Origin of the sequence: Croceicoccus sp. YJ47, from assembly GCF_016745095.1 — a bacterium.
Taxonomy (GTDB): Bacteria; Pseudomonadota; Alphaproteobacteria; order Sphingomonadales; family Sphingomonadaceae; genus Croceicoccus.
Genome location: NZ_CP067087.1, coordinates 2,033,835 through 2,052,075, shown reverse-complemented (window position 1 = coordinate 2,052,075; position 18,241 = coordinate 2,033,835). Strand labels below are relative to the sequence as shown.

Here is an 18,241-nt window from a genome sequence, read left to right as displayed (position 1 = left end):
CGACCCGCGCCGCGCCCTAGGCCGCGAAATTGATGAGCGCCATGTCCGCCATCGCGATCCGGTCGGCGGCGAGCGCATATTGGACCGTCGGCGCCGCGAACGCACCATCGAGCGTGAGGTTGCCGCGCACGCCCGACCCGCTCAGATTTTCGGCGAGCACCGACGGGCGGGTGAGCGCCAGCGTCACTTTCATGTCGTCGAAACTGTTGTCGGACAGATCGATGATGCCGTCCGCGCCCACGCGCAGCGCGTCGCTTTCGATCGTGCCGGTCAGATTGGCGCTGCGTTCGTCGAGCGCGCCGGTCATGTCGATGGTGGTCACGGGGCCGAGCAAGGCCGCCGTCTGCCCTTCGAACAGGCGCGCCACACGCGTCGGCCCCCGCACGGTAAAGGTGCCGTCGCGCGCCAGGATGGCGAGCCGTGCAAATTCCGAGCCGCCCAGATTGGCGGCAAGCCGGCCGTTCCACCGCGCCCAGTCGCCCCGGCCCGACAGGTCGAGCGCGACCGGCTGATCCAGCCCGGCGAGCGTGGTGACGACCCCGCCCTGAGGCGCGCGCAGCTTCACATCGATGTCGAGCCGGTTTTCCTCCGGCACCGCGTCGAGTTTCAGCGCAAGCCGGTCGCCGCCCGCCGCATCCGCCCCGCCGATCGTCCGCGCGTCGAGATCGACCAGCGCGCGCCCGTCGGCGATATGCGCCTCGCCGCCGAGGGACAGCACGCGCCGCTCCCCCGTGACGGCTTCGCCGACGACGAACCGGTCCACACGCAGGACGCCGATATCGATGTCGAGATCGGGGAGCAGCGGGCCTTCGCTTTCCGTCTCGTTGAACTGGGGAAGGCGCGCGAGCGTGATCCGCTCCGCCGTGGCGCGGCGCACGTCGACATGGTTGTTCACGAAGGCGAACGGACGCCAGTCGACGCGCAATTCGGGCGAGGACAGGAACACCCCGCGCGGGTCCGACACGGTGAAATCGTGCAGCACCATCTCGTCATAAAGGGACCCGTCGATGCGGCCGATGCCGATTTCCATGCCGTTTTCGAATTCGAGCCCGGCAATCTGCTCGGCAACGAACCGCCGGCCCGGCTGCGTATTGAGGCCGAAGATCACCAGCGCGACCAGCACGGCAATACCGAGGAGGACGATGGCAACGCCCTTCGCGACGCGGACGGGCCAGCGGCGGTGCGTGCGGGTGTCCTCGCCGCTCTCCACCATGGTGTCGTCGCCGCGCACCTCCGCGGCGGTTTCGTCCGTCACCGGCTGTTCTTCCCCGTCCCGCATATCCGCCATCAGAACGCCTGCCCGATTGAAACATAGACCGCGACCGAGCTTTCACCCGGCTGCTTGTCGATGGGCATCGCCACGTCGAGCCGGAGCGGCCCGAAATTGGTATAGAACCGCCCGCCGAGGCCGACGCCGTAACGAAGGCCCGAAAAATCGGGGACGCTGTCGAGATAGACCTGCCCCGCATCGACGAAGCCGACGACACCGAAATTGCCGAACCGGTAGCGCGCCTCGACTGCAAGCTCGTTGAAACTGAGCCCGCCGAGCGGCCGGAAACGGAACGGATCGGCGGTTTCGTCCGGATCCTCGGGATCGAAATTCGGGTTGGGCACCTCGACCTTGGGGCCGAGTTCCTGGAATCCGAACCCGCGCACCGAACCACCGCCGCCGGCGTAGAACCGGCGCGACGGCGCAAGGTCGAAGCGGTCGATCCCCTGGATCGTGCCGGCCGCCACGCGCGCCGCCAGGACGATGGAATCGGTCGCCGGGTAATAGGCGCTCGCCGCGAGACGGGCCCGTACGTAGGTATCGAAGGAATCCTGCACCGAGGCTTCGGGTTCGATGAGCGCGGTGACGCGAAACCCGCTCGTCGGGTCGAGCAGGCTCTTCGTGCTGTCCAGCCCGACCTGCCCGGTGAGGCCCGCGATGCCAAAGGTACGGCGCCGCAGTTCGCCGAGGTCGAAATCGTAATCCTCCTCGATCGTGCCGAGCAGCTGCACGCCATAGGCATAGGTCAGCGGTTTCTGCCAGATGGAGGTGGAATCGTAATTCACCCGCGCGGCGAGCCGGCCGGTGAGCGCCTCGAACGCGTCGAAATCGCTGCGCAAGGCCTCGGCGACGATTTCGAAGGTGCGGTCGCGGCGGCCGGCATTGGACCGGCGGAACGTGACGCCCGCGCCCTGCTCCTGCGTGCCGGCGATGGCGCGGGCGATCAACGCGCCTTCGGGCGGAAACAGATTGCGATGCGTCCATGTCGCCTCGACCCGCGCGCCCTGCCCGGTGCCGTAACCGGCGCTGCCGGCGATGGTGCGCGGCGGTCCGGCGTCCTGCTCGACCAGCACGGTGGCGTATTCCGCGGGGCCGCCCTCGACCGTGCCGGCATCCTCGCCGGTGCGCTGCGGCTCGACCGAAACGGTGTTGAACAAGCCCGTCGCGACGAGCGCCTGACGCAGATCGTCGACCATGTCGCTGTCGTAAAGCTCGCCCCGTTCGAAGCGGGCGAGCACGGCGACGTGTTCCGCATCGAACGCAAGGTCGCCCGTCGTTTCGATCCCCCCGAACACCGCGCGCGGCCCGGTATCGACCGGCAGGGTATAGACCCCGTCGCCCGTTTCGGCAGCGAGCAATATGTCGCGCTGGCCGACCGCGGCGAACGGGTAGCCATTGTGCGGCAGCGCCACGGCGACATTCGCCTCCGCCCCCTGCACCCGCGTGGCGACGATCGGCTCGCCGACGGCAAGCGGCAGGTTTTCCCGGATGAGATCGGGCGGCGTCGTCGGCTCCGCATCGATCACGATTTCGGCAAATTCGTAACGCTGTCCGGGCGTGACGTCGATCACGGCGGTCAGCGGTTGGCCATCGGCGACGTCGGAACGGTCGATGCGCGTCTCGACACTGGCGCCGAACCACCCTTCAGAGGCGAGGATACGCTCGATCAGGACGCTGTCCTCGGTCAGCCGGGCGGACACCTGCGCCACATTGTTCGCGGTGCGCCCGTCCGAACGCAGGGCGGACAGATCGTTGAACATGTCGCGGATGTTCACATCCGTTTCCGCGTCGATCTCGTCGATCCCGTTGAGCGCGATTTCATACGAAACCTCGGTCACCTCGGTGTCTTCCTCGCCCTCGGCGAATTCCACCGGCTCCACCTCGAACGCGGAAATGGGCGGGAGCGGCGCGGTCAGCTCCGCATCGCGGACGGGCGCATCGCCGATCTCCTCCACCGCATCGCCATCGGCCAGCGCCGGATCGCCGAGCGGCGCGTCCTCGCCCATTTCGGGCTGTGCACCGGCCTGCTCCTCGGCAAGGCGGCGTTCGAACTCCGCAATGGATTCCAGCGGCATGTCGAGCGCGGGGTCGCTTTCGGCATTGAGGTCGGGAATGGATTCTGCAAATTCCTCGTCCGAGATGATCGTTTCGACCTCGGGCAGGGTTACATCGGCGGGCGGTGCCGGTACGGGGAGAGGATCTGCGTCGGCGCTATCCGCGGCCTGCGGCCCGGCGCGATCGTAGGGCACGCCGGCATCCTGCGCCGCGGCGGCGCCGACCTGCGCCATCGCCAGAAAAGACGCGCCGGCAAGGACATGCTTGCCAAATCGACCGATATGCGTTCCTGTCATGTGCAACCGCAATTCCCGCAGCGTCAAAATAAAGAGGTCCGCAACGGATGATCGATCGCACGCCGACCGAACCACCATTCGCCGAAACCCCGAACGCCGAAACCTCGTATCCGAACCGTCTGCCCGTCGATGCCATGGAAAACAATAGCGAAAAGGAAACGGACGCGCCCGATGCGGGCGAAACCCTCGAAAACGGGGATCCCGGCGCGGTCGCGACCTGGCCGCATCATATCCCGTTTTCGGGATGGCTGGCGGTGTTGAAGCGCGTCTATGTGATGGTCGGTTTTCACAATCTCGGCCTCCTGGCGGGCGGGGTCGCGTTCTTCACCTTTCTCGCCATCACGCCGCTCATCGCCGCGACGGTCATGATCTATGGCCTTGTCGGCAATGTCGATCTCGTCGAGAAACAGATGCGCACCGTGGTCGAGGTGGTGCCGTCCGATGCCGCGCGCCTGATCGAGGATCAACTCCTTGGCGTGGTCAACACCAGCAGCGAAGTCGCGGGATTCGCGCTCGTCATCGCGCTGTTCTTCGCGATCTATGGCGGGATGCGTGCGGCAAGCGGGCTTATCCGCGCATTGAACGTCATTAACGAGGAGCCGGAAACCCGCAATATCCTGCGGCTGACGCTCCGGGCCGCGGTGCTGACGCTGGCGGCGATCGGCATCGCGCTGATCGGGGTGGTGAGCGGGGCGGCGCTGACCTGGCTCGCGCGGCAGACCACGGTGTTCTTCGGCCCGTGGACCGGGTTTTTCATCAAGCTGCTGACCTATGGCGCGGCGGTCGCGCTCGGCAGTATCGGGTTTGCCATGATCATGCGGTTCGGGCCCGACCGGCGCCCGGCGAAATGGCGCTGGCTCGCGCCCGGGGCGGTATTGGCGACCATATTGTGGATCGGCGTGTCCTTCGCCTTTTCCGCCTATGTCGCCTATGTGTCGGATTATAACGCCACCTATGGCTCGCTATCGGCGATCGTGGTGTTCCTGATGTGGCTGTTCCTGTCGGCCTACGGCATATTGATCGGCGCGCTGCTCAATGCAGAAGCGGAGCGGCAGACGATTCAGGATTCGACCGAGGGGCCGGACCGCCCCATCGGCCATCGCGGCGCCGTGCTCGCCGACAGCCATGTGAGCTTTGGCCACAAGCAGGAACTCGCCGCGAAAAAGCGGGAACGGCGGGCGGAGCGCGCGGCGCAGAACGCGCGCGATACGCCCCGCCGCCCCGCCCTGCCGCGGATCAGAGGCGGCGGATGATCGAGGAGAAATCCTTGCCGCCGTTCCCGTCGGCGTCGTGATCCTCGAACAGTTCCTTGGCCCGCTCGCCCATCGGGGTCGCGCTGTCGGCCGATTTCGCCGCCGCCATCGCAAGGCGCAGGTCCTTCAGCATGAGATTGGTGGCAAAGCCGCCGTCGTAATCATTGTCGGACGGGCTTTGCGGACCGACGCCGGGCACCGGGCAATAGCTCGTCATGGACCAGCATTGCCCCGATGACACCGACGCGATGTCGTAGAAATTCTGTGCATCGAGGCCCAGCCTTTCGGCCAGCTTGAACGCCTCGCACGTGCCGATCATCTGAATTCCGAGCAGCATGTTGTTGCAGATTTTCGCGGCCTGTCCGGCGCCCGCATCGCCCGCGCGGATGACCGCCTTGCCCATCGCCTCGAGCACGGGGCGCGCGCGTTCGCAGGCCTCCTGCGTGCCGCCCACCATGAAGGTGAGCGTGCCGCCATTGGCCGCGGCGATCCCGCCGGACACCGGCGCGTCGACCATGTCGTGTCCCGCCTCGGTCGCCTTGGCGATGACGGTGCGGCATGTTTCGACGTCGATGGTCGAACAATCGATGAGCACGGCGCTGCGCGGGGCATGGCCGATGACCGACCCTGTATAGACGCTTTTGACGATGTCGCCGTTGGGCAGCATGGACACGACCGCCTCGACGCCCTCCACCGCTTCGCGCACGGTGCCATAGGTGGCGATGCCGTTCGCCTGCGCGGTCTCCAGCGCCTCCGCCGACAGGTCGAATGCGGCGACCTCATGGCCGTTCTTCACCAGGTTGGCGGCCATGCCGCTGCCCATGTTGCCAAGGCCGATAAATGCGATCTTCATGTCAGCGTCCTTTCCACTGGGCTGCGCGCTTTTCGACGAACGCCTGCATGCCCTCTTTCTTGTCCTCGGTCGCGGTCAGAATCTGAAACGCGCGCCGCTCGAACAGCAATCCCTGATCGAGCGTGGTTTCGAAGGCCGCGTCGACCATTTCCTTGTTCACCATCGCGGCGAGCGTGGCCATGCCGGCGATCGCCTCGGCCGCCTTCATCGCCTCGTCCATGAGGTCGGCGGCGGGCACCACGCGGGATACCAGCCCGCCGCGCTCCGCTTCCTCGGCATTCATGTTGCGTCCGGTCAGGCACATGTCCATCGCCTTCGCCTTGCCGACCGCGCGGGTGAGCCGCTGCGACCCGCCCATGCCCGGCGCCACGCCGAGCTTGATCTCCGGCTGTCCGAACATCGCGGTATCGCTGGCGATGATGAAATCGGCCATCATGGCAAGCTCGCACCCGCCGCCGAGCGCGAACCCGTTGACCGCGGCGATCCACGGCTTGCGCACCGCCTTTACAAGGCGGCTGGTCCAGCCGGCGAAGAAATCCTCGGTAAAGAATTGCGCGCTCGACTTGTCGACCATCTCCTTGATGTCGGCGCCGGCGGCAAACGCCTTCTCCCCGCTGCCGGTGAGCACGGCGCAGCGCTGGCTATCGTCCTTTTCATACTCCGCAAACGCGGCGATCAGATCCTCCAGAACCTGGGAATTGAGGGCATTCAATGCCTTGGGCCGGTTCAGCGTCATCAGCGTGACCGCGCCCTTCTGTTCGACGGTAATCGTTTCGTAGCTCATAGCGGTCTCCATTCCTCTTCCCCGTCCAGGGCTGCGAACAGCGCGGCGATGTCATCCTCGCGCACTGCGTCGGCCGTGGCCGGTTGCCATTGGGGATCGTTGTCCTTGTCCACGAGCAGGGCCCGCACGCCCTCTGCAAAATCGGGACGGGTGATGATGCGCCCGGCGGCGCGATATTCCATCGCCATGTTCGCGGCGAAATCCTCCGCCTCGGCGCCGAGCTGCAACTGGCGCAGCACCGCCTTGCAGCTGGTCGGGCTTTTCGTGCGAAGGGTCTTCAGCTCCTTTGCCGCCCAGTCGCTGTCGTCGGCCTCCAGCGCGGCGAGGATCGTTTCCAGATCGTCGGAGGCGAAGAGCCGGTCGATCGCCTCCCGATTGGCCGCGATGCGGGCCTCGGGCGGGGTTTCAGCCGCCGCGTCCAGGATGGCGGCGATGTCGCCCGGCTCGGCAATGATGCGGGCCTTCACCTCGGCGAGTTTTTCGGAGGGGATGTAATGGGTGGCAATGCCCGCCCACACGCATTCCGCCCCGTCGAGCCGCGCCCCGGTCAACCCGATGAACTGCCCCACGCGCCCCGGCAGGCGCGGCAGATACCACCCGCCGCCCACGTCGCAGATAAGGCCGATGCCCGTTTCCGGCATGGCGAATTTCGTGTTCTCGGTCGCCACGCGGTACCGGCACGGCTGCGCGATGCCGACGCCGCCGCCCATGGTGATGCCGTCCATGAACGCCGCGATCGGCTTGTCATAGGTGAACATCAGATGGTTGAGCCTGTATTCGAGAGCGAAGAATTCGCGCCCGCGCACGCCCGCATCCTCCATCGCCGATCGGCGCAGCAGGGTGACGTCGCCGCCCGCGCAGAAACCCCGCCCTTCGGCATGGTCGAGCAGCACGGCCCGGATCGCATCGTCCCCGGCCCAGCCGCGCAGCGCCTCCGTCATCGCCTCGCACATGTCGAGGGTGAGGGCATGGATCGCCTTGGGCCGGTTGAGCGAGATATGCCCCGCCGCCCCGTGCGCGTGAATATGTACGTCGTCGGTCATGTGCAGCCTTCGCTTGTCTATCAATCGCGCAGGAGATCGCGGCCCACGATCATGCGCATGATCTGGTTCGTGCCTTCGAGAATGGAATGAACGCGAAGGTCGCGCCACAGTTTCTCGATCGGGTAATCCTTGAGATAGCCGTAGCCGCCATGAAGCTGCAGCGCATGGTCGACGACGCGCGATCCGGTTTCGGTCGCGATCATCTTCGCCATCGCGGCAAAGCGCGTCTTGTCCGGCGCCTCGTTCGTGACCTTCACCGCGGCGAGGTAAAGCAGCGCGCGCGCCGCCTCCAGCTCGGCGGCCATTTCCGCGATGGTGAATTGCGTGTTCTGAAAATCGGCGATGGCCTTGCCGAACTGCGTCCGGTCCTTGGTATAGGCGATCGCCTCGTCCAGTGCGCGCTGCGCCCCGCCGAGCGAGCACGCCCCGATATTGAGCCGCCCGCCGTCAAGGCCGGTCATCGCGATGGAGAAACCCTGCCCCTCGTCGCCGACGCGGTTTTCCTTGGGCACCTTTACATTGTCGAAGATGACCTGCGCGGTGGGCTGGTTCTTCCACCCCAGCTTCTTCTCGTTCGCACCGAAGGACACGCCCTCCATGTCCTTTTCGATGACGAGGCACGAAATGCCCTTCGGTCCGTCGGCGCCGGTGCGGACCATCACGACGTAGATTTCATTCTCGCCGCCGCCCGAAATGAACTGCTTGGATCCGGTGACCTCGTAATGGTCGCCCTTGTCCACCGCCTTGGTCTTCAACGCCGCCGCATCGGAACCCGACGACGGTTCGGTCAGGCAATAGCTCGCCAGCCGGTCCATGCCGATGAGGTCGGGCAGATATTTCGATTTCACCGCCTCGCCGCCGAAACGGTCGATCATCCACGCGGCCATGTTGTGGATCGAGATGAACGCGCTGGTCGAGGGGCAGCCATGGGCCATCGCCTCCATGATGAGCGCGGCCTCCAGTAGGCCGAGCCCGATCCCGCCCGATTCCTCCGACACGTAGATCGACCCGAAGCCCAGCTCTGCCGCGGCCTTGATCGTATCGCGGGGGAAGATCGCGTTTTCGTCCCATTCGCCGGCATGGGGCGTGATATTGTCGGCGGTAAAGCGCTGCGCCATCTCCTGAATGGCGATCTGGTCGCCGGTCAGCGAAAACTGGTCTTCCATCGTGTCTCGTTTCCTCTTCAGCCGCGAAGGCGCGGTCGGTCGTTCTTATGGCCACCCTTTTGCGCCGCGCGGCGGGGCGGGCGTTTCCTGTCTTTACGCATCGCGGGCCGCGCGGTTCACGCGCAGCGCATATATCTTTCGTCACCGCGCATGGCATCGGGCCCGAATTCGCGGCGCAGCAATACGTCGCCTTCCCGGCGCAGCATCATGTCCCGGCGCCATTCCATGCCTTCACCCACGAACGCAAACATGGCGCGCAGATAATCGTCCGACCGTTCCGTCACGTCGGCCAACGTGCCCCTCGATTCGTAAAAGGTCAGCCTGTTCGTTTCGATAGTCAGCAAACCTTTCGCCACCGAAGCGGGTCCGTCGCAATCGTTGCGGGTCAGGCCCCACCGCCCCCGCATCGACGCCGGTATCGCCATGGGGGTGGCGTCCGCCGACCCGCCGTCCCCCGACCCGCGCACGCCGTCCGCGGGAGCAGTGACAGAACCGGGCGCCGGATCGGCCAGCGATTGATCGCCTGGCTCGAGGGCCGCACCGTCGTCCGCATCGTCCGCCACGACCTCGCTTTCGACCGGGCGCGTATCGTCGTCGGCGGCGCCGCATGCACACAGCATCGCGGTGAGCAGGAGTACGGGAATGGGTTTCATGGCGTCGCCTTTCGCTTTGTGAGAAATCCGCATGGCATCAATCCGCTATGTCGAAATGGGCGCCAACCGCGAGATCGCCCGGACCGTAGAGGTAATCGGGATCGTATCGCGCAATGCCGTGCAGCTGCGCACGATCGAGGACGTTCACGCGCCCCCGGCGAATATCGACGATACCGCCGGCGCGCAATTTCTGCACCATGCGGTTCATGTGGATGGCGGTCGTGCCGCACGCATCGGCAAGGTCGATCTGCGTCATGGGAAAGTCGAAACCCTGCGCATCGCCGAGCCCGACCAGACGCAGCCGCTCCCATATCTCCGACAGGAGATGGGCGAAGCTACCATCGGCGGGCAATTGCTCCATCTTCATGATCCACGCCCGGTGGATCGAGGCATCGAGCAGCGTCGAAAACCACATCAGCCGCGTCAGATGCAGATCGCCGCTCAACGTATGGTTGAGCCGCTCATGATCGACGAAGGACACGCGCACCGGCCCCACCGCGACGAGATCGTGGTCCAGCCGTTTGAGCGCATAACCATGCAGGTCGATGAAGTCGCCGGGCACCTGGATTCCGACGATATGGCGGCGGTCCCGTTCGACGACGGCCCGAATGACATAGCCATCGACGAGTATCGTCGACCTGTTCACCAGCTCTCCGCGCCGGGACAGCACATGGCCATCGTCGAAACGCTCGACAGTATCGAACATCGCCTCGGTCGCGTCCGCCTCGTGCCGTGACATGGCGTGACGCAGCCTGCCCTTCAGAAATCGTCCCGTTACCGGATAGTCGCTGTCAAACGCCTTCTTCACATGCCCCTCGTCCGCGTGGTTCGCTGCCCTGCCGGGTGCCTCGCTGCCTTCGCTAAGTGAGGCGGCTGATTATGGCAAGCCGGGGCGGCGGGCGCGTCGCCGGTGGACGCTCGCACGCGTTTACCCCTCGCCGAGGGGGAGCAGCGCGCGGTAGCGGCCCTGAAAGAAGAGCAGCGGCTCGCTTTCTTTTTCCAGCGCGAGTTCGCGCACGCGGCCCACCACGAATACGTGGTCCCCGGCGGGGTGCACCGCCTCGATGTCGCAATCGACGAAGGCCAGGCAATCGTCGAGAATGGGCGAGCCATTGTCCGACATGCGATAGCCGACCCCGGCGAAACGGTCGGCCACGGGCCGGGTGAACCGGGTGCACAGATCCATCTGATCCTGCGTGAGCACGTTGGCGCAGAACTTGCCCGCGTCGCGGATGCGCGGCCACGTGCTGCTGCTCGTCGCGGGAAGGAACGCGACCAGCGGCGGATCGAGCGACACCGACAGGAACGAGCCCACGGTCATGCCGACGGGGCCGTCGCCATCGTCGGCGCCGGGCGCGGTGATCACCGTGACCGCGGTGCTGCAATGGCCCAGCACCTTGCGGAAGAAATCGGAATTTTCGGGATGCTCGCTCATCAATACCCCATCAGTGACAAGACTTCCTTGCGGCTGCGATCGTCGTCGCGGAACACGCCCATCATGCGGCTCGTGGTCATGCCGACGCCGGGCGTGCGCACGCCGCGCGCGGTCATGCAGGCATGGCTCGCCTCGATCACCACGGCGACGCCATGCGGTTTCAGATGGTCCCAGATGCATTCGGCGACCTCGGCGGTCAGCCGTTCCTGAATCTGCAACCGGCGGGCAAACCCGTGCAGCACGCGGGCGAGCTTGGAAATGCCGACGACATGATCGCGCGGGAGATAGGCGATATGCGCCTTGCCGATGATCGGCGCCATGTGATGTTCGCAATGCGACTGAAACGGGATGTCGCGCAGCAGCACGACCTCGTCATAACCGCCAACCTCCTCGAATATGCGGGACAGGTGGATCGACGGATCCTCCCTGTATCCCTGGCAATATTCGAGCCAGGCGCGCGCGACCCGTTTCGGCGTGTCGAGCAAACCCTCGCGCTCCGGATCGTCGCCGGTCCAGCGGATCAGCGTGCGGATCGCGTCCTGCACCTCGTCCGGGACATCGGGCTTGCCGAGCGGATTGTCTTCATCCGGTCCGACGAGGCTGCTCATGGGTCGTTCTCCTGTTTGCCGATCCGGGGTCTAGGGTATGGGCCGGGACAAATCCAGCGCCCGCTCATCCGCCGGGGTGATAGAAATCATAGATGGTGCGCGCGACCTGCTCCGAAACACCGGGCACCCGCGCCAGATCGTCGAGCGATGCGGCCCGAACCTTCCCCGCCGTCCCGAAATGGAGCAGCAGCGCCCGCTTGCGCGCCGGGCCGATGCCGGGAATTTCGTCGAGCGGGCTGGCGCTGATCGCGCGGCTGCGTTTGGCGCGGTGTGCGCCGATCGCGAAACGGTGCACCTCGTCGCGCAGGCGCTGAAGATAGAACAGCACCGGCGAATTGGTGGGCAGCATCTTTTCCCGTCCGTCGGGGAAATGAAACACCTCGCGCCCCTCGCGCCCGTGATGCGGTCCCTTGGCGATGCCGACGACGGCGACATCCTCGATGCCCAGCTCCTCCAGCGTGTCCATCACGCTCGACAACTGGCCCTTGCCGCCATCGACCAGCACGAGATCGGGCCATGCCGCATCCTGCTTGCCAAGCGTTTCGCGGTCGGGATCGTCCTTGAGCGCGCGGGCAAACCGGCGGTTCATCACCTCGCGCATCATGCCGAAATCGTCGTTGGTCTGCGCGCTCTTGATGTTGAACTTGCGATACTGGTTTTTGAGGAACCCCTCCGGCCCGGCGACGACCATCGCGCCGACCGCGTTCGCGCCCTGAATATGGCTGTTGTCGTAGATCTCGATGCGCGAAGGCACCTCGGCCAGTTCGAGGAACTCAGCCGTTTCGCGCATGATCCGGGCCTGTGTGCTGGTCTCGGCAAGGCGGCGGTCCAGCGCCTCGGTCGCATTGCGCGACGCCTGTTCGAGCAGGCGGCGACGGTCCCCGCGCTGCGGCACCGAAATGCTCACCCTGCGTTCGGCGAGTTCGGACAGCGCATCCTCCAGCAATTCGCGCTCCTCCAGCTCCCGATCGATCAGCACGATGGGCGCGGGCGGCACCTCCTCGTAAAACTGCGCGAGGAAGGCGGCCATCACCGCATCGGCATCCATGTCGCCGTCGTGCCGGGGAAAGAACGCGCGATGGCCCCAGTTCTGCCCCCCGCGGATGAAGAACGCCTGTATGCCGGTCTGCCCGCCCTTCACCGCCATGGCGAACACGTCCGCATCGCCGACCCCGTTCGCATTGATGGCCTGGCTGCCCTGGATAAAGGTCGCGGCGCGCAGCCGGTCGCGCAGCATGGCGGCCCGTTCGAAGTCGAGATCGGCGGCGGCGCGCGCCATCTCGGTCTCGATCTCCTTTTGCACCGCGCCCGATTTCCCGCCGAGGAAATCCTTCGCCTGCCGGATGAGCGCGTCGTAACCCTCGGCATCGATGCGTCCGACGCAGGGCGCGGAACATCGCTTGATCTGATAGAGCAGGCAGGGCCGGTCGCGGCGGGAAAAAAAGCTGTCGGTGCACGACCGCAGCAGGAACAGTTTCTGCAGCGCGTTGATCGTGGTGTTGACCGATCCGGCGCTGGCAAACGGGCCGTAATAGCTGCCTTTGGCCCGGCGCGCGCCGCGATGTTTCATGATGCGCGGAAAATCGTGATCGCTGCGCAGCAGGATGAACGGAAAGCTTTTGTCGTCGCGCAACAGCACATTGTAGGGCGGGCGAAACCGCTTGATCAGCTGCGCCTCGAGCAGGAGCGCCTCGGCCTCCGAATTGGTGGTGACGATCTCCATGCCGCGGGTCTGGCTGACCATACGGCGCAGGCGGTTCGACAATCGTTCGACCTGCGTATAATTGGCGACCCGGTTTTTCAGCGCGCGGGCCTTGCCGACATAGAGCACCTCGCCCTTCGCATCGAGCATGCGATACACGCCGGGCTTGGGCTTCAACGTGCGCTGCACCTCGCGGATGGCGGCGACGCCGGCGGCGATGTCGGTGCTGCCACCCGACCCGCGCACGGTATGGGTCGCCTTCTCCTCGAGAAAGCGGTCCGACGATGCGTTTGCAGGCGGGGCGGCGGGGGTCTTGGCCATGGCGGAGGAGATAGGGGCGCAAGGGCCGGAATGGAACCGCCCTCGCGCCTCGCATTGCGCGATCAGAACTGCTTGCGGAAATCGATCTCGAAAAACGTAACGGCAGGGTCGAGGAAATCGGGCAGGTAATTGACCGGCACCGCGCCGGTCGCATCCCGCACCCGTTGCTGTGCATCGAAGATATTGTCGATGCGCAGCGAAACCCGGCTGTTGTCGAGGAAACCCCATTTTTCGACGAGGCTGTCCTGCTGCCCCAGATCGACGAAGATCCGCGCATCGAACCGGATGATCGGATCGAAGGTCAGCGTGGTGTCCCGGCCCGTGAGCGTGCCGTCGATCGCGCTTTTGCCCACGTAATCGCCCGAAAGCCGCAGGCCGATCCCTTCGTAGAAAAGGCCGCCGTTCATCTCGAACTGGTGCCGCGCGGTCGGATTGCCCGAAAGCGCCGCCCCGTCGAGCAGGTCCAGCCTTGGCCCGTTGCCGGAGACCAGCACGTCCTGCTGAAACCGGATCGTGTGGTAGAACCCCAGTTGCCAGCGTCCGCCGCCTTCGTTCCGGCCGAACCCCGGCCCGCCGCCGCGCCCACCCTTTTGCGCGCCGTCCTCATCGCGCGCGGCGATCCGGTCGGACAGGTCGAAGCCCAGGCGGAGGCGGCGCCCGTTCTGCTCGGCAAAGGTCACGGGGCGCTGGTCGATGGCGACGAGATTGCCCGCGCCATCGCGAATGACGCGGCCCGGAAAGGCCGCCTCGGTCGCGGGGGTGAGTATGGGAAAGGCGCTGGACACGTTCTTGCTCGTCTCGTCGAAATATTCGGCGATGACGCGCGACCGGTCGAGGAAGGGCAGGTCGTAATTCGCCCCGAATTTCCAGTCGCCCTGCCGCTCGGCGACGAGGTCGGGATTGCCCCCCGAAATGAGATTGGCCAGCACCGTCTGCCCGCTCGCGAAATCGAACACCGTCGCACCCACGGTCACGATCCGCGGTGCGCCGAGCTGCGAGAGCGACGGCGCCGCCTCCCGATAGTTGAAGCTCGCATTGAGGCCCAGCCGCTCCGTCACGCCCCAGTTGACGCCGGCGCTCCCCGAATAGAGCATGCCGAAGTCGGAGAGATGCCGCGCCGCGCCCGACAGGTCGAGCGTGATGTCGCCCACCGCGTCGAGGAAGCCTGTCCGCCGGCTGGTGATCGGAATGCCGAGCGTCACGCCCGCATTGGCATCGCCCCGCGTCAGGTCGGACGCGCTGGCCGGGTTACGCGTGTTGCGCCCCACGACATTCTGCCAGTCGTAACCGGCGGTCAGCGTCATGGTCATTTCCCCGCCCGGCAATTCGGCGGGGCGGCCCACGAGGGTCACGAGGCTGGTCGCATTCTCGCCATTGGTGCGGGATAGCTCGCTGCCGCCGGGGCGGATCAGGCCGGCGGCCAGCAGATCGCCGACCGGCGCGCCGATCGCGACGTCCCCGGCCAGGGCCGCGGCGGCGAGCGCGCCCGTATCGGCGCCGACATCGCTGCGCGTCCGGTTTTCCGAATGGGTCCATTTGCCCGTCGCGGTCAGGTCCCAGTCGCCAAGGCGCGTGTTGAACGCAGTGCCGAGTTCGAAACCATTGCTCTGCACATCGCGGACCCGCGCGCCATAGCCCAGCGCCGCGGAATAAAGCGCGCGATAGGCGCTCGCCCTGTCCGGCGCGGTCAGCGTCACCGTGTCCAGCCCGGCGAGCGCCACGCTGTCCGACCGCGTGATCGCGGCGTTGAACGAAAGCGAACCGCCGCCGCCATCCTCGCCCAGCCCGGTGGACCAGTTGCCGTTGAGCGCAAAATCGCGCGTATCGGCAACGAGGCTGCGGAACCGGGCCGGGTTCGCATCATCGCCGAACACGGGCGCAGGCGCGGAGGATACGCCCCGCTCCGCCTCGGTCAGCCCGCTGCTGTCTTCGAGTTCGAGCGCGATATTGAGCCTGTTCCGTCCGTTGATCTGCGCGAGGCTGACCTCCTGTTCGTTGGTCGCATAGCCGCCGTCTGTCGGCTGGCCATATTCGACCTCTGCGGTCAGGGCCGAAAAATTGTCCTTGAGGATGAAGTTCACGACCCGCTGCGTCGCGGGATAGCCGAAGCGCAGCGCGACTTCCTCCGGCAATACCTCGACCCGCGCGATCGCCTCGGGCGGATAGTTGAACAATTCGCGATAGCTCGACACGCGCTGTCCGTTGAGGAGAAAGACCGGCCTGCCGCCGCCGCGTCCGCTTCCCGATCCGACCTGCGGGGCGAGCTGCTCGACCAGCTCGGCGATGGAGCCGGCGCCGAAACCGGCGATCTCCTCCTCGTCGAGCACGGCCACGGGCGCTTGCGGCGCATCGACCGAACCGCGAAGGCGCGGGGCGATGACGACGATTTCATCGAGCGTGACGGGCTCGCCCTCAACGACGTCTCCGCCCGGCTGCGCATCGCTGCCGTTCTGTGCCAGGGCGGGGCTGCTGCATGCGATGACGGCGATGGCCGCGCTCGCGCCGAAGGTCGGACGAATGATCATGGGCCTGCGATAGAAGACCGCCCCTGCGTGAGATAGTCACGGGTGGTATTAATTTGTCGCAGTGCGGCACGGCACGACCAAACGTGCGTAATCGCTTGAATTTGCCCATGGCGCTTCCCATTTCGGCGCGGCGACGCTATGGGCGCGCATCGTTCCGGTTTCGGCCGGACGAACGAATTCATCGAACAGCAGCGGAAAGGAAGGGCGCACGAAGCCCGCACATGGCCAAAGAAGAACTCCTCGAAATGCGTGGCACGGTCGTCGAACTGCTGCCCAATGCAATGTTCCGGGTGAAGCTTGAGAACGATCACGAGATTCTCGGCCACACCGCGGGCAAGATGCGCAAGAACCGGATTCGCGTTCTCGTCGGTGACGAGGTTCTCGTCGAACTGACGCCCTATGACCTGACCAAGGGCCGCATCACCTATCGCTTCATGCCGGGTCGCGGCGGTCCGGGACCGAGCTGAGCCGCTCCGCGCGCACCTGTAACCTCTCCGCGCCTGAACCGATGTCCGCGCCCGAACTGATCCTCGCCTCGGCCAGCCCGCGCCGGGCCGAACTGCTGTCGCGCCTGGGCCTCGCGCCGGCCCGCATCGCGCCCGCCGACATCGACGAAACGCCCTGCGATGGCGAGCTTCCACGCGCCTATGCCCGCCGCATGGCCCGCGAAAAGGCCGAAGCCGTCCGCGACGATACCGGTCATGTGCTGGCCGGGGACACGGTCGTTGCGCTCGGTCGCCGCATCCTGCCCAAGGCGGAGGATGCGGATACCGCGCGCGCCTGTCTCACGCTCATGTCCGGACGCCGGCACAGCGTCCTTTCCGCCATTGCCCTGCGCGCGCCCGACGGCACGATCCGCGAACGGTTGAGCGAGACGATCGTGCGTTTCAAGGTGCTCTCCCACGAGGAAATCGCCGCCTATATCGCCAGCGGCGAATGGGACGGAAAGGCCGGCGGCTACGCGCTGCAGGGCATGGCCGAGGCGCTGGTCCAGTGGATACGGGGCAGCCATTCGGGCGTGGTCGGCCTCCCCCTTTATGAAACGCGCGCATTGCTGAAATCCGCGGGCTTCGCCATTGGCTGACTGGCGCGTCGAGGACGGCATCGCGGAGGAACGCGCGGTCTGTATCGAGAATGACGCCATTGTCGCTGCGCGCATCCGCTGGCCGGGCGAGCTGGCGGCGGGCGCGGTGGTGGCCGCCCGGCTGGTGGCGCGGCACACGGGCGCTGCGCGGGGGACGGCGCGCCTCGCCGACGGGACGGAGGTGCTGGTATCGCGCCTGCCCCGCGACGCGAGCGAGGGGGCGGCGATCACACTCGAAATCACGCGCGCCGCGATTGGCGAGCCGGGCCGCGTGAAACGCGCGCAGGCCCGCCCGACCGACGCCGGTTTGCGCAGCGCGCCGACATTGTTCGACATGCTGCGCGACGAAGGGCACGATCCGGTGCGCGTGCGAAGCTTTCCCGGCGGCGAATGGGACGCGTTGATGGCCGAGGCGTTCGAGCGCCGCCTCGATTTCACCGGCGGCGCGATCGTCCTGTCCCCGACGCCCGCCATGACCTTGATCGACATTGACGGCACCCTGCCGCCGCGCACTTTATCGCTCTCCGCCGTGCCGGCCATCGCGGCGGCGCTGCGCCGATTCGACATGGGCGGATCGGTCGGCATCGACTTTCCAACGCTACCGGACAAAGCGGACCGCCGCGCGGTCGATGACGCGCTGACCCATGCCCTTGCCGGATTCGCCCACGAACGCACGGCGATGAACGGCTTCGGCTTCGTCCAGATCGTTTCGCGCAACGGCGGCCCGTCGATCCTGCACCGCGTGGCCCATCGCCGCATGGCCGCCGCCGCGCGCCAGTTGCTGCGCCGCGCGGAACGGGTCGCGGGGGCGGGCACCATATTGATCGCTGCCCACCCCGCCCTAGCCTCGCATCTGTCGGAGGATCGGATCGCCGAGCTTTCCCGCCGGACGGGGCGCGCGACGCGGATCACGACCGATCCTGCCCTTGCGCCCGAGGCCGGTTTCGCCCAAGCGGTGGAGGCATGACGACTCTCCGCAAATGCCCGATCTGCGCCAAGCCGCGCCATGCGGACCATGCGCCGTTCTGTTCATCGCGCTGCCGGGACCGCGACCTCGCGAACTGGCTCGGCGATGGTTACGCCATTCCCGGCCCGTAGGCCGACGTGCCGGTGCACGATCCCGACGAGGATGGTTAGAGCGCGTATAAAAAAACCACGCGATTGGGGCTGGACAGGCAGGCCAGCTTTGGCCA

The 18,241-nt window shown here is 66.3% G+C and carries 17 protein-coding genes; 5 read left to right on the top strand and 12 right to left on the bottom strand.

Annotated elements, in window-relative coordinates:
• Window positions 1–16 precede the first annotated feature (16 nt).
• Complete coding sequence (locus JD971_RS16615; RefSeq protein WP_236672039.1) at window positions 17–1,288, bottom strand: hypothetical protein; 1,272 nt, start codon at window positions 1,286–1,288, stop codon at window positions 17–19.
• The gene (locus JD971_RS10035) at window positions 1,288–3,621 is read right to left on the bottom strand and encodes an autotransporter assembly complex family protein (protein ID WP_202083088.1); all 2,334 of its coding nucleotides are present in this window, start codon (window positions 3,619–3,621) and stop codon (window positions 1,288–1,290) included. The genes JD971_RS16615 and JD971_RS10035 overlap by 1 nt, the downstream gene beginning before the upstream one ends.
• 47 nt (window positions 3,622–3,668) lie before the next feature.
• Here JD971_RS10035 and JD971_RS10030 point away from each other — a divergent pair, with 47 nt between their 5' ends.
• Window positions 3,669–4,874: a YihY/virulence factor BrkB family protein gene (locus tag JD971_RS10030; RefSeq protein ID WP_236672038.1), complete on the top strand. Its 1,206-nt coding sequence runs from the start codon at window positions 3,669–3,671 to the stop codon at window positions 4,872–4,874.
• Here JD971_RS10030 and mmsB read toward each other — a convergent pair.
• The 10 genes from mmsB to JD971_RS09980 all read right to left on the bottom strand — a co-directional run bounded on the left by mmsB (window position 4,858) and on the right by JD971_RS09980 (window position 15,964).
• Window positions 4,858–5,727, bottom strand: coding sequence for a 3-hydroxyisobutyrate dehydrogenase (gene mmsB, locus JD971_RS10025; RefSeq protein ID WP_202083086.1), 870 nt, complete (start codon window positions 5,725–5,727; stop codon window positions 4,858–4,860). The genes JD971_RS10030 and mmsB overlap by 17 nt on opposite strands.
• Before the next feature lies 1 nt (window position 5,728).
• Window positions 5,729–6,511 (bottom strand): enoyl-CoA hydratase-related protein, encoded by a 783-nt coding sequence (locus JD971_RS10020; RefSeq protein ID WP_202083084.1) that lies wholly within the window; start codon window positions 6,509–6,511, stop codon window positions 5,729–5,731.
• A complete protein-coding gene (locus JD971_RS10015; RefSeq protein ID WP_202083082.1) occupies window positions 6,508–7,554 on the bottom strand; it encodes an enoyl-CoA hydratase/isomerase family protein in 1,047 nt (348 codons plus the stop codon). Before JD971_RS10015 ends, JD971_RS10020 begins: the two co-directional genes overlap by 4 nt.
• Before the next feature lie 20 nt (window positions 7,555–7,574).
• Window positions 7,575–8,720, bottom strand: a complete 1,146-nt coding sequence (locus JD971_RS10010; protein WP_202083080.1) for an acyl-CoA dehydrogenase family protein — start codon at window positions 8,718–8,720, stop codon at window positions 7,575–7,577.
• A gap of 116 nt (window positions 8,721–8,836) precedes the next feature.
• Window positions 8,837–9,373 carry a hypothetical protein gene (locus JD971_RS10005; RefSeq protein WP_202083078.1) on the bottom strand — a complete coding sequence of 179 codons (537 nt, stop codon included), beginning with the start codon at window positions 9,371–9,373 and terminating at the stop codon, window positions 8,837–8,839.
• Window positions 9,374–9,410: 37 nt separating this feature from the next.
• Window positions 9,411–10,181 (bottom strand): Crp/Fnr family transcriptional regulator, encoded by a 771-nt coding sequence (locus JD971_RS10000; protein ID WP_202083076.1) that lies wholly within the window; start codon window positions 10,179–10,181, stop codon window positions 9,411–9,413.
• A gap of 120 nt (window positions 10,182–10,301) precedes the next feature.
• Window positions 10,302–10,808, bottom strand: a complete 507-nt coding sequence (locus JD971_RS09995) for a flavin reductase family protein (protein WP_202083074.1) — start codon at window positions 10,806–10,808, stop codon at window positions 10,302–10,304.
• Window positions 10,808–11,416: a GTP cyclohydrolase I FolE gene (gene folE / locus JD971_RS09990; protein WP_202083073.1), complete on the bottom strand. Its 609-nt coding sequence runs from the start codon at window positions 11,414–11,416 to the stop codon at window positions 10,808–10,810. Before folE ends, JD971_RS09995 begins: the two co-directional genes overlap by 1 nt.
• A gap of 64 nt (window positions 11,417–11,480) precedes the next feature.
• Window positions 11,481–13,439 carry an excinuclease ABC subunit UvrC gene (uvrC, locus tag JD971_RS09985; protein WP_202083071.1) on the bottom strand — a complete coding sequence of 653 codons (1,959 nt, stop codon included), beginning with the start codon at window positions 13,437–13,439 and terminating at the stop codon, window positions 11,481–11,483.
• A gap of 62 nt (window positions 13,440–13,501) precedes the next feature.
• Window positions 13,502–15,964 carry a TonB-dependent receptor gene (locus tag JD971_RS09980; protein WP_202083070.1) on the bottom strand — a complete coding sequence of 821 codons (2,463 nt, stop codon included), beginning with the start codon at window positions 15,962–15,964 and terminating at the stop codon, window positions 13,502–13,504.
• Between the two features lie 221 nt (window positions 15,965–16,185).
• Here JD971_RS09980 and infA point away from each other — a divergent pair, with 221 nt between their 5' ends.
• From infA to yacG, 4 genes are read left to right on the top strand one after another with little or no spacing between them, the layout of a single operon-like run.
• Entirely contained in the window at window positions 16,186–16,431 is a 246-nt protein-coding gene (gene infA, locus JD971_RS09975) for a translation initiation factor IF-1 (RefSeq protein ID WP_202083068.1), read from the top strand.
• 41 nt (window positions 16,432–16,472) lie between these two features.
• Window positions 16,473–17,048 (top strand): nucleoside triphosphate pyrophosphatase, encoded by a 576-nt coding sequence (locus JD971_RS09970; protein ID WP_202083067.1) that lies wholly within the window; start codon window positions 16,473–16,475, stop codon window positions 17,046–17,048.
• A complete protein-coding gene (locus JD971_RS09965; protein WP_202083065.1) occupies window positions 17,041–18,015 on the top strand; it encodes a ribonuclease E/G in 975 nt (324 codons plus the stop codon). The genes JD971_RS09970 and JD971_RS09965 overlap by 8 nt, the downstream gene beginning before the upstream one ends.
• Window positions 18,012–18,146: a DNA gyrase inhibitor YacG gene (gene yacG, locus JD971_RS09960; RefSeq protein ID WP_202083064.1), complete on the top strand. Its 135-nt coding sequence runs from the start codon at window positions 18,012–18,014 to the stop codon at window positions 18,144–18,146. Before JD971_RS09965 ends, yacG begins: the two co-directional genes overlap by 4 nt.
• Window positions 18,147–18,241: the final 95 nt, after the last annotated feature.

Bases quoted from the DNA above. Each gene is read 5' to 3' on its own strand.
- JD971_RS10030 (WP_236672038.1), top strand. From the start codon at position 3,669: ATGATCGATCGCACGCCGACCGAACCACCATTCGCCGAAACCCCGAAC.
- JD971_RS10035 (WP_202083088.1), bottom strand. From the start codon at position 3,621: ATGACAGGAACGCATATCGGTCGATTTGGCAAGCATGTCCTTGCCGGC.
- JD971_RS10015 (WP_202083082.1), bottom strand. From the start codon at position 7,554: ATGACCGACGACGTACATATTCACGCGCACGGGGCGGCGGGGCATATC.
- JD971_RS10005 (WP_202083078.1), bottom strand. From the start codon at position 9,373: ATGAAACCCATTCCCGTACTCCTGCTCACCGCGATGCTGTGTGCATGC.
- JD971_RS09980 (WP_202083070.1), bottom strand. From the start codon at position 15,964: ATGATCATTCGTCCGACCTTCGGCGCGAGCGCGGCCATCGCCGTCATC.
- uvrC (WP_202083071.1), bottom strand. From the start codon at position 13,439: ATGGCCAAGACCCCCGCCGCCCCGCCTGCAAACGCATCGTCGGACCGC.
- infA (WP_202083068.1), top strand. From the start codon at position 16,186: ATGGCCAAAGAAGAACTCCTCGAAATGCGTGGCACGGTCGTCGAACTG.
- JD971_RS10020 (WP_202083084.1), bottom strand. From the start codon at position 6,511: ATGAGCTACGAAACGATTACCGTCGAACAGAAGGGCGCGGTCACGCTG.
- JD971_RS10010 (WP_202083080.1), bottom strand. From the start codon at position 8,720: ATGGAAGACCAGTTTTCGCTGACCGGCGACCAGATCGCCATTCAGGAG.
- yacG (WP_202083064.1), top strand. From the start codon at position 18,012: ATGACGACTCTCCGCAAATGCCCGATCTGCGCCAAGCCGCGCCATGCG.
- mmsB (WP_202083086.1), bottom strand. From the start codon at position 5,727: ATGAAGATCGCATTTATCGGCCTTGGCAACATGGGCAGCGGCATGGCC.
- folE (WP_202083073.1), bottom strand. From the start codon at position 11,416: ATGAGCAGCCTCGTCGGACCGGATGAAGACAATCCGCTCGGCAAGCCC.
- JD971_RS09995 (WP_202083074.1), bottom strand. From the start codon at position 10,808: ATGAGCGAGCATCCCGAAAATTCCGATTTCTTCCGCAAGGTGCTGGGC.
- JD971_RS16615 (WP_236672039.1), bottom strand. From the start codon at position 1,288: ATGGCGGATATGCGGGACGGGGAAGAACAGCCGGTGACGGACGAAACC.
- JD971_RS09970 (WP_202083067.1), top strand. From the start codon at position 16,473: ATGTCCGCGCCCGAACTGATCCTCGCCTCGGCCAGCCCGCGCCGGGCC.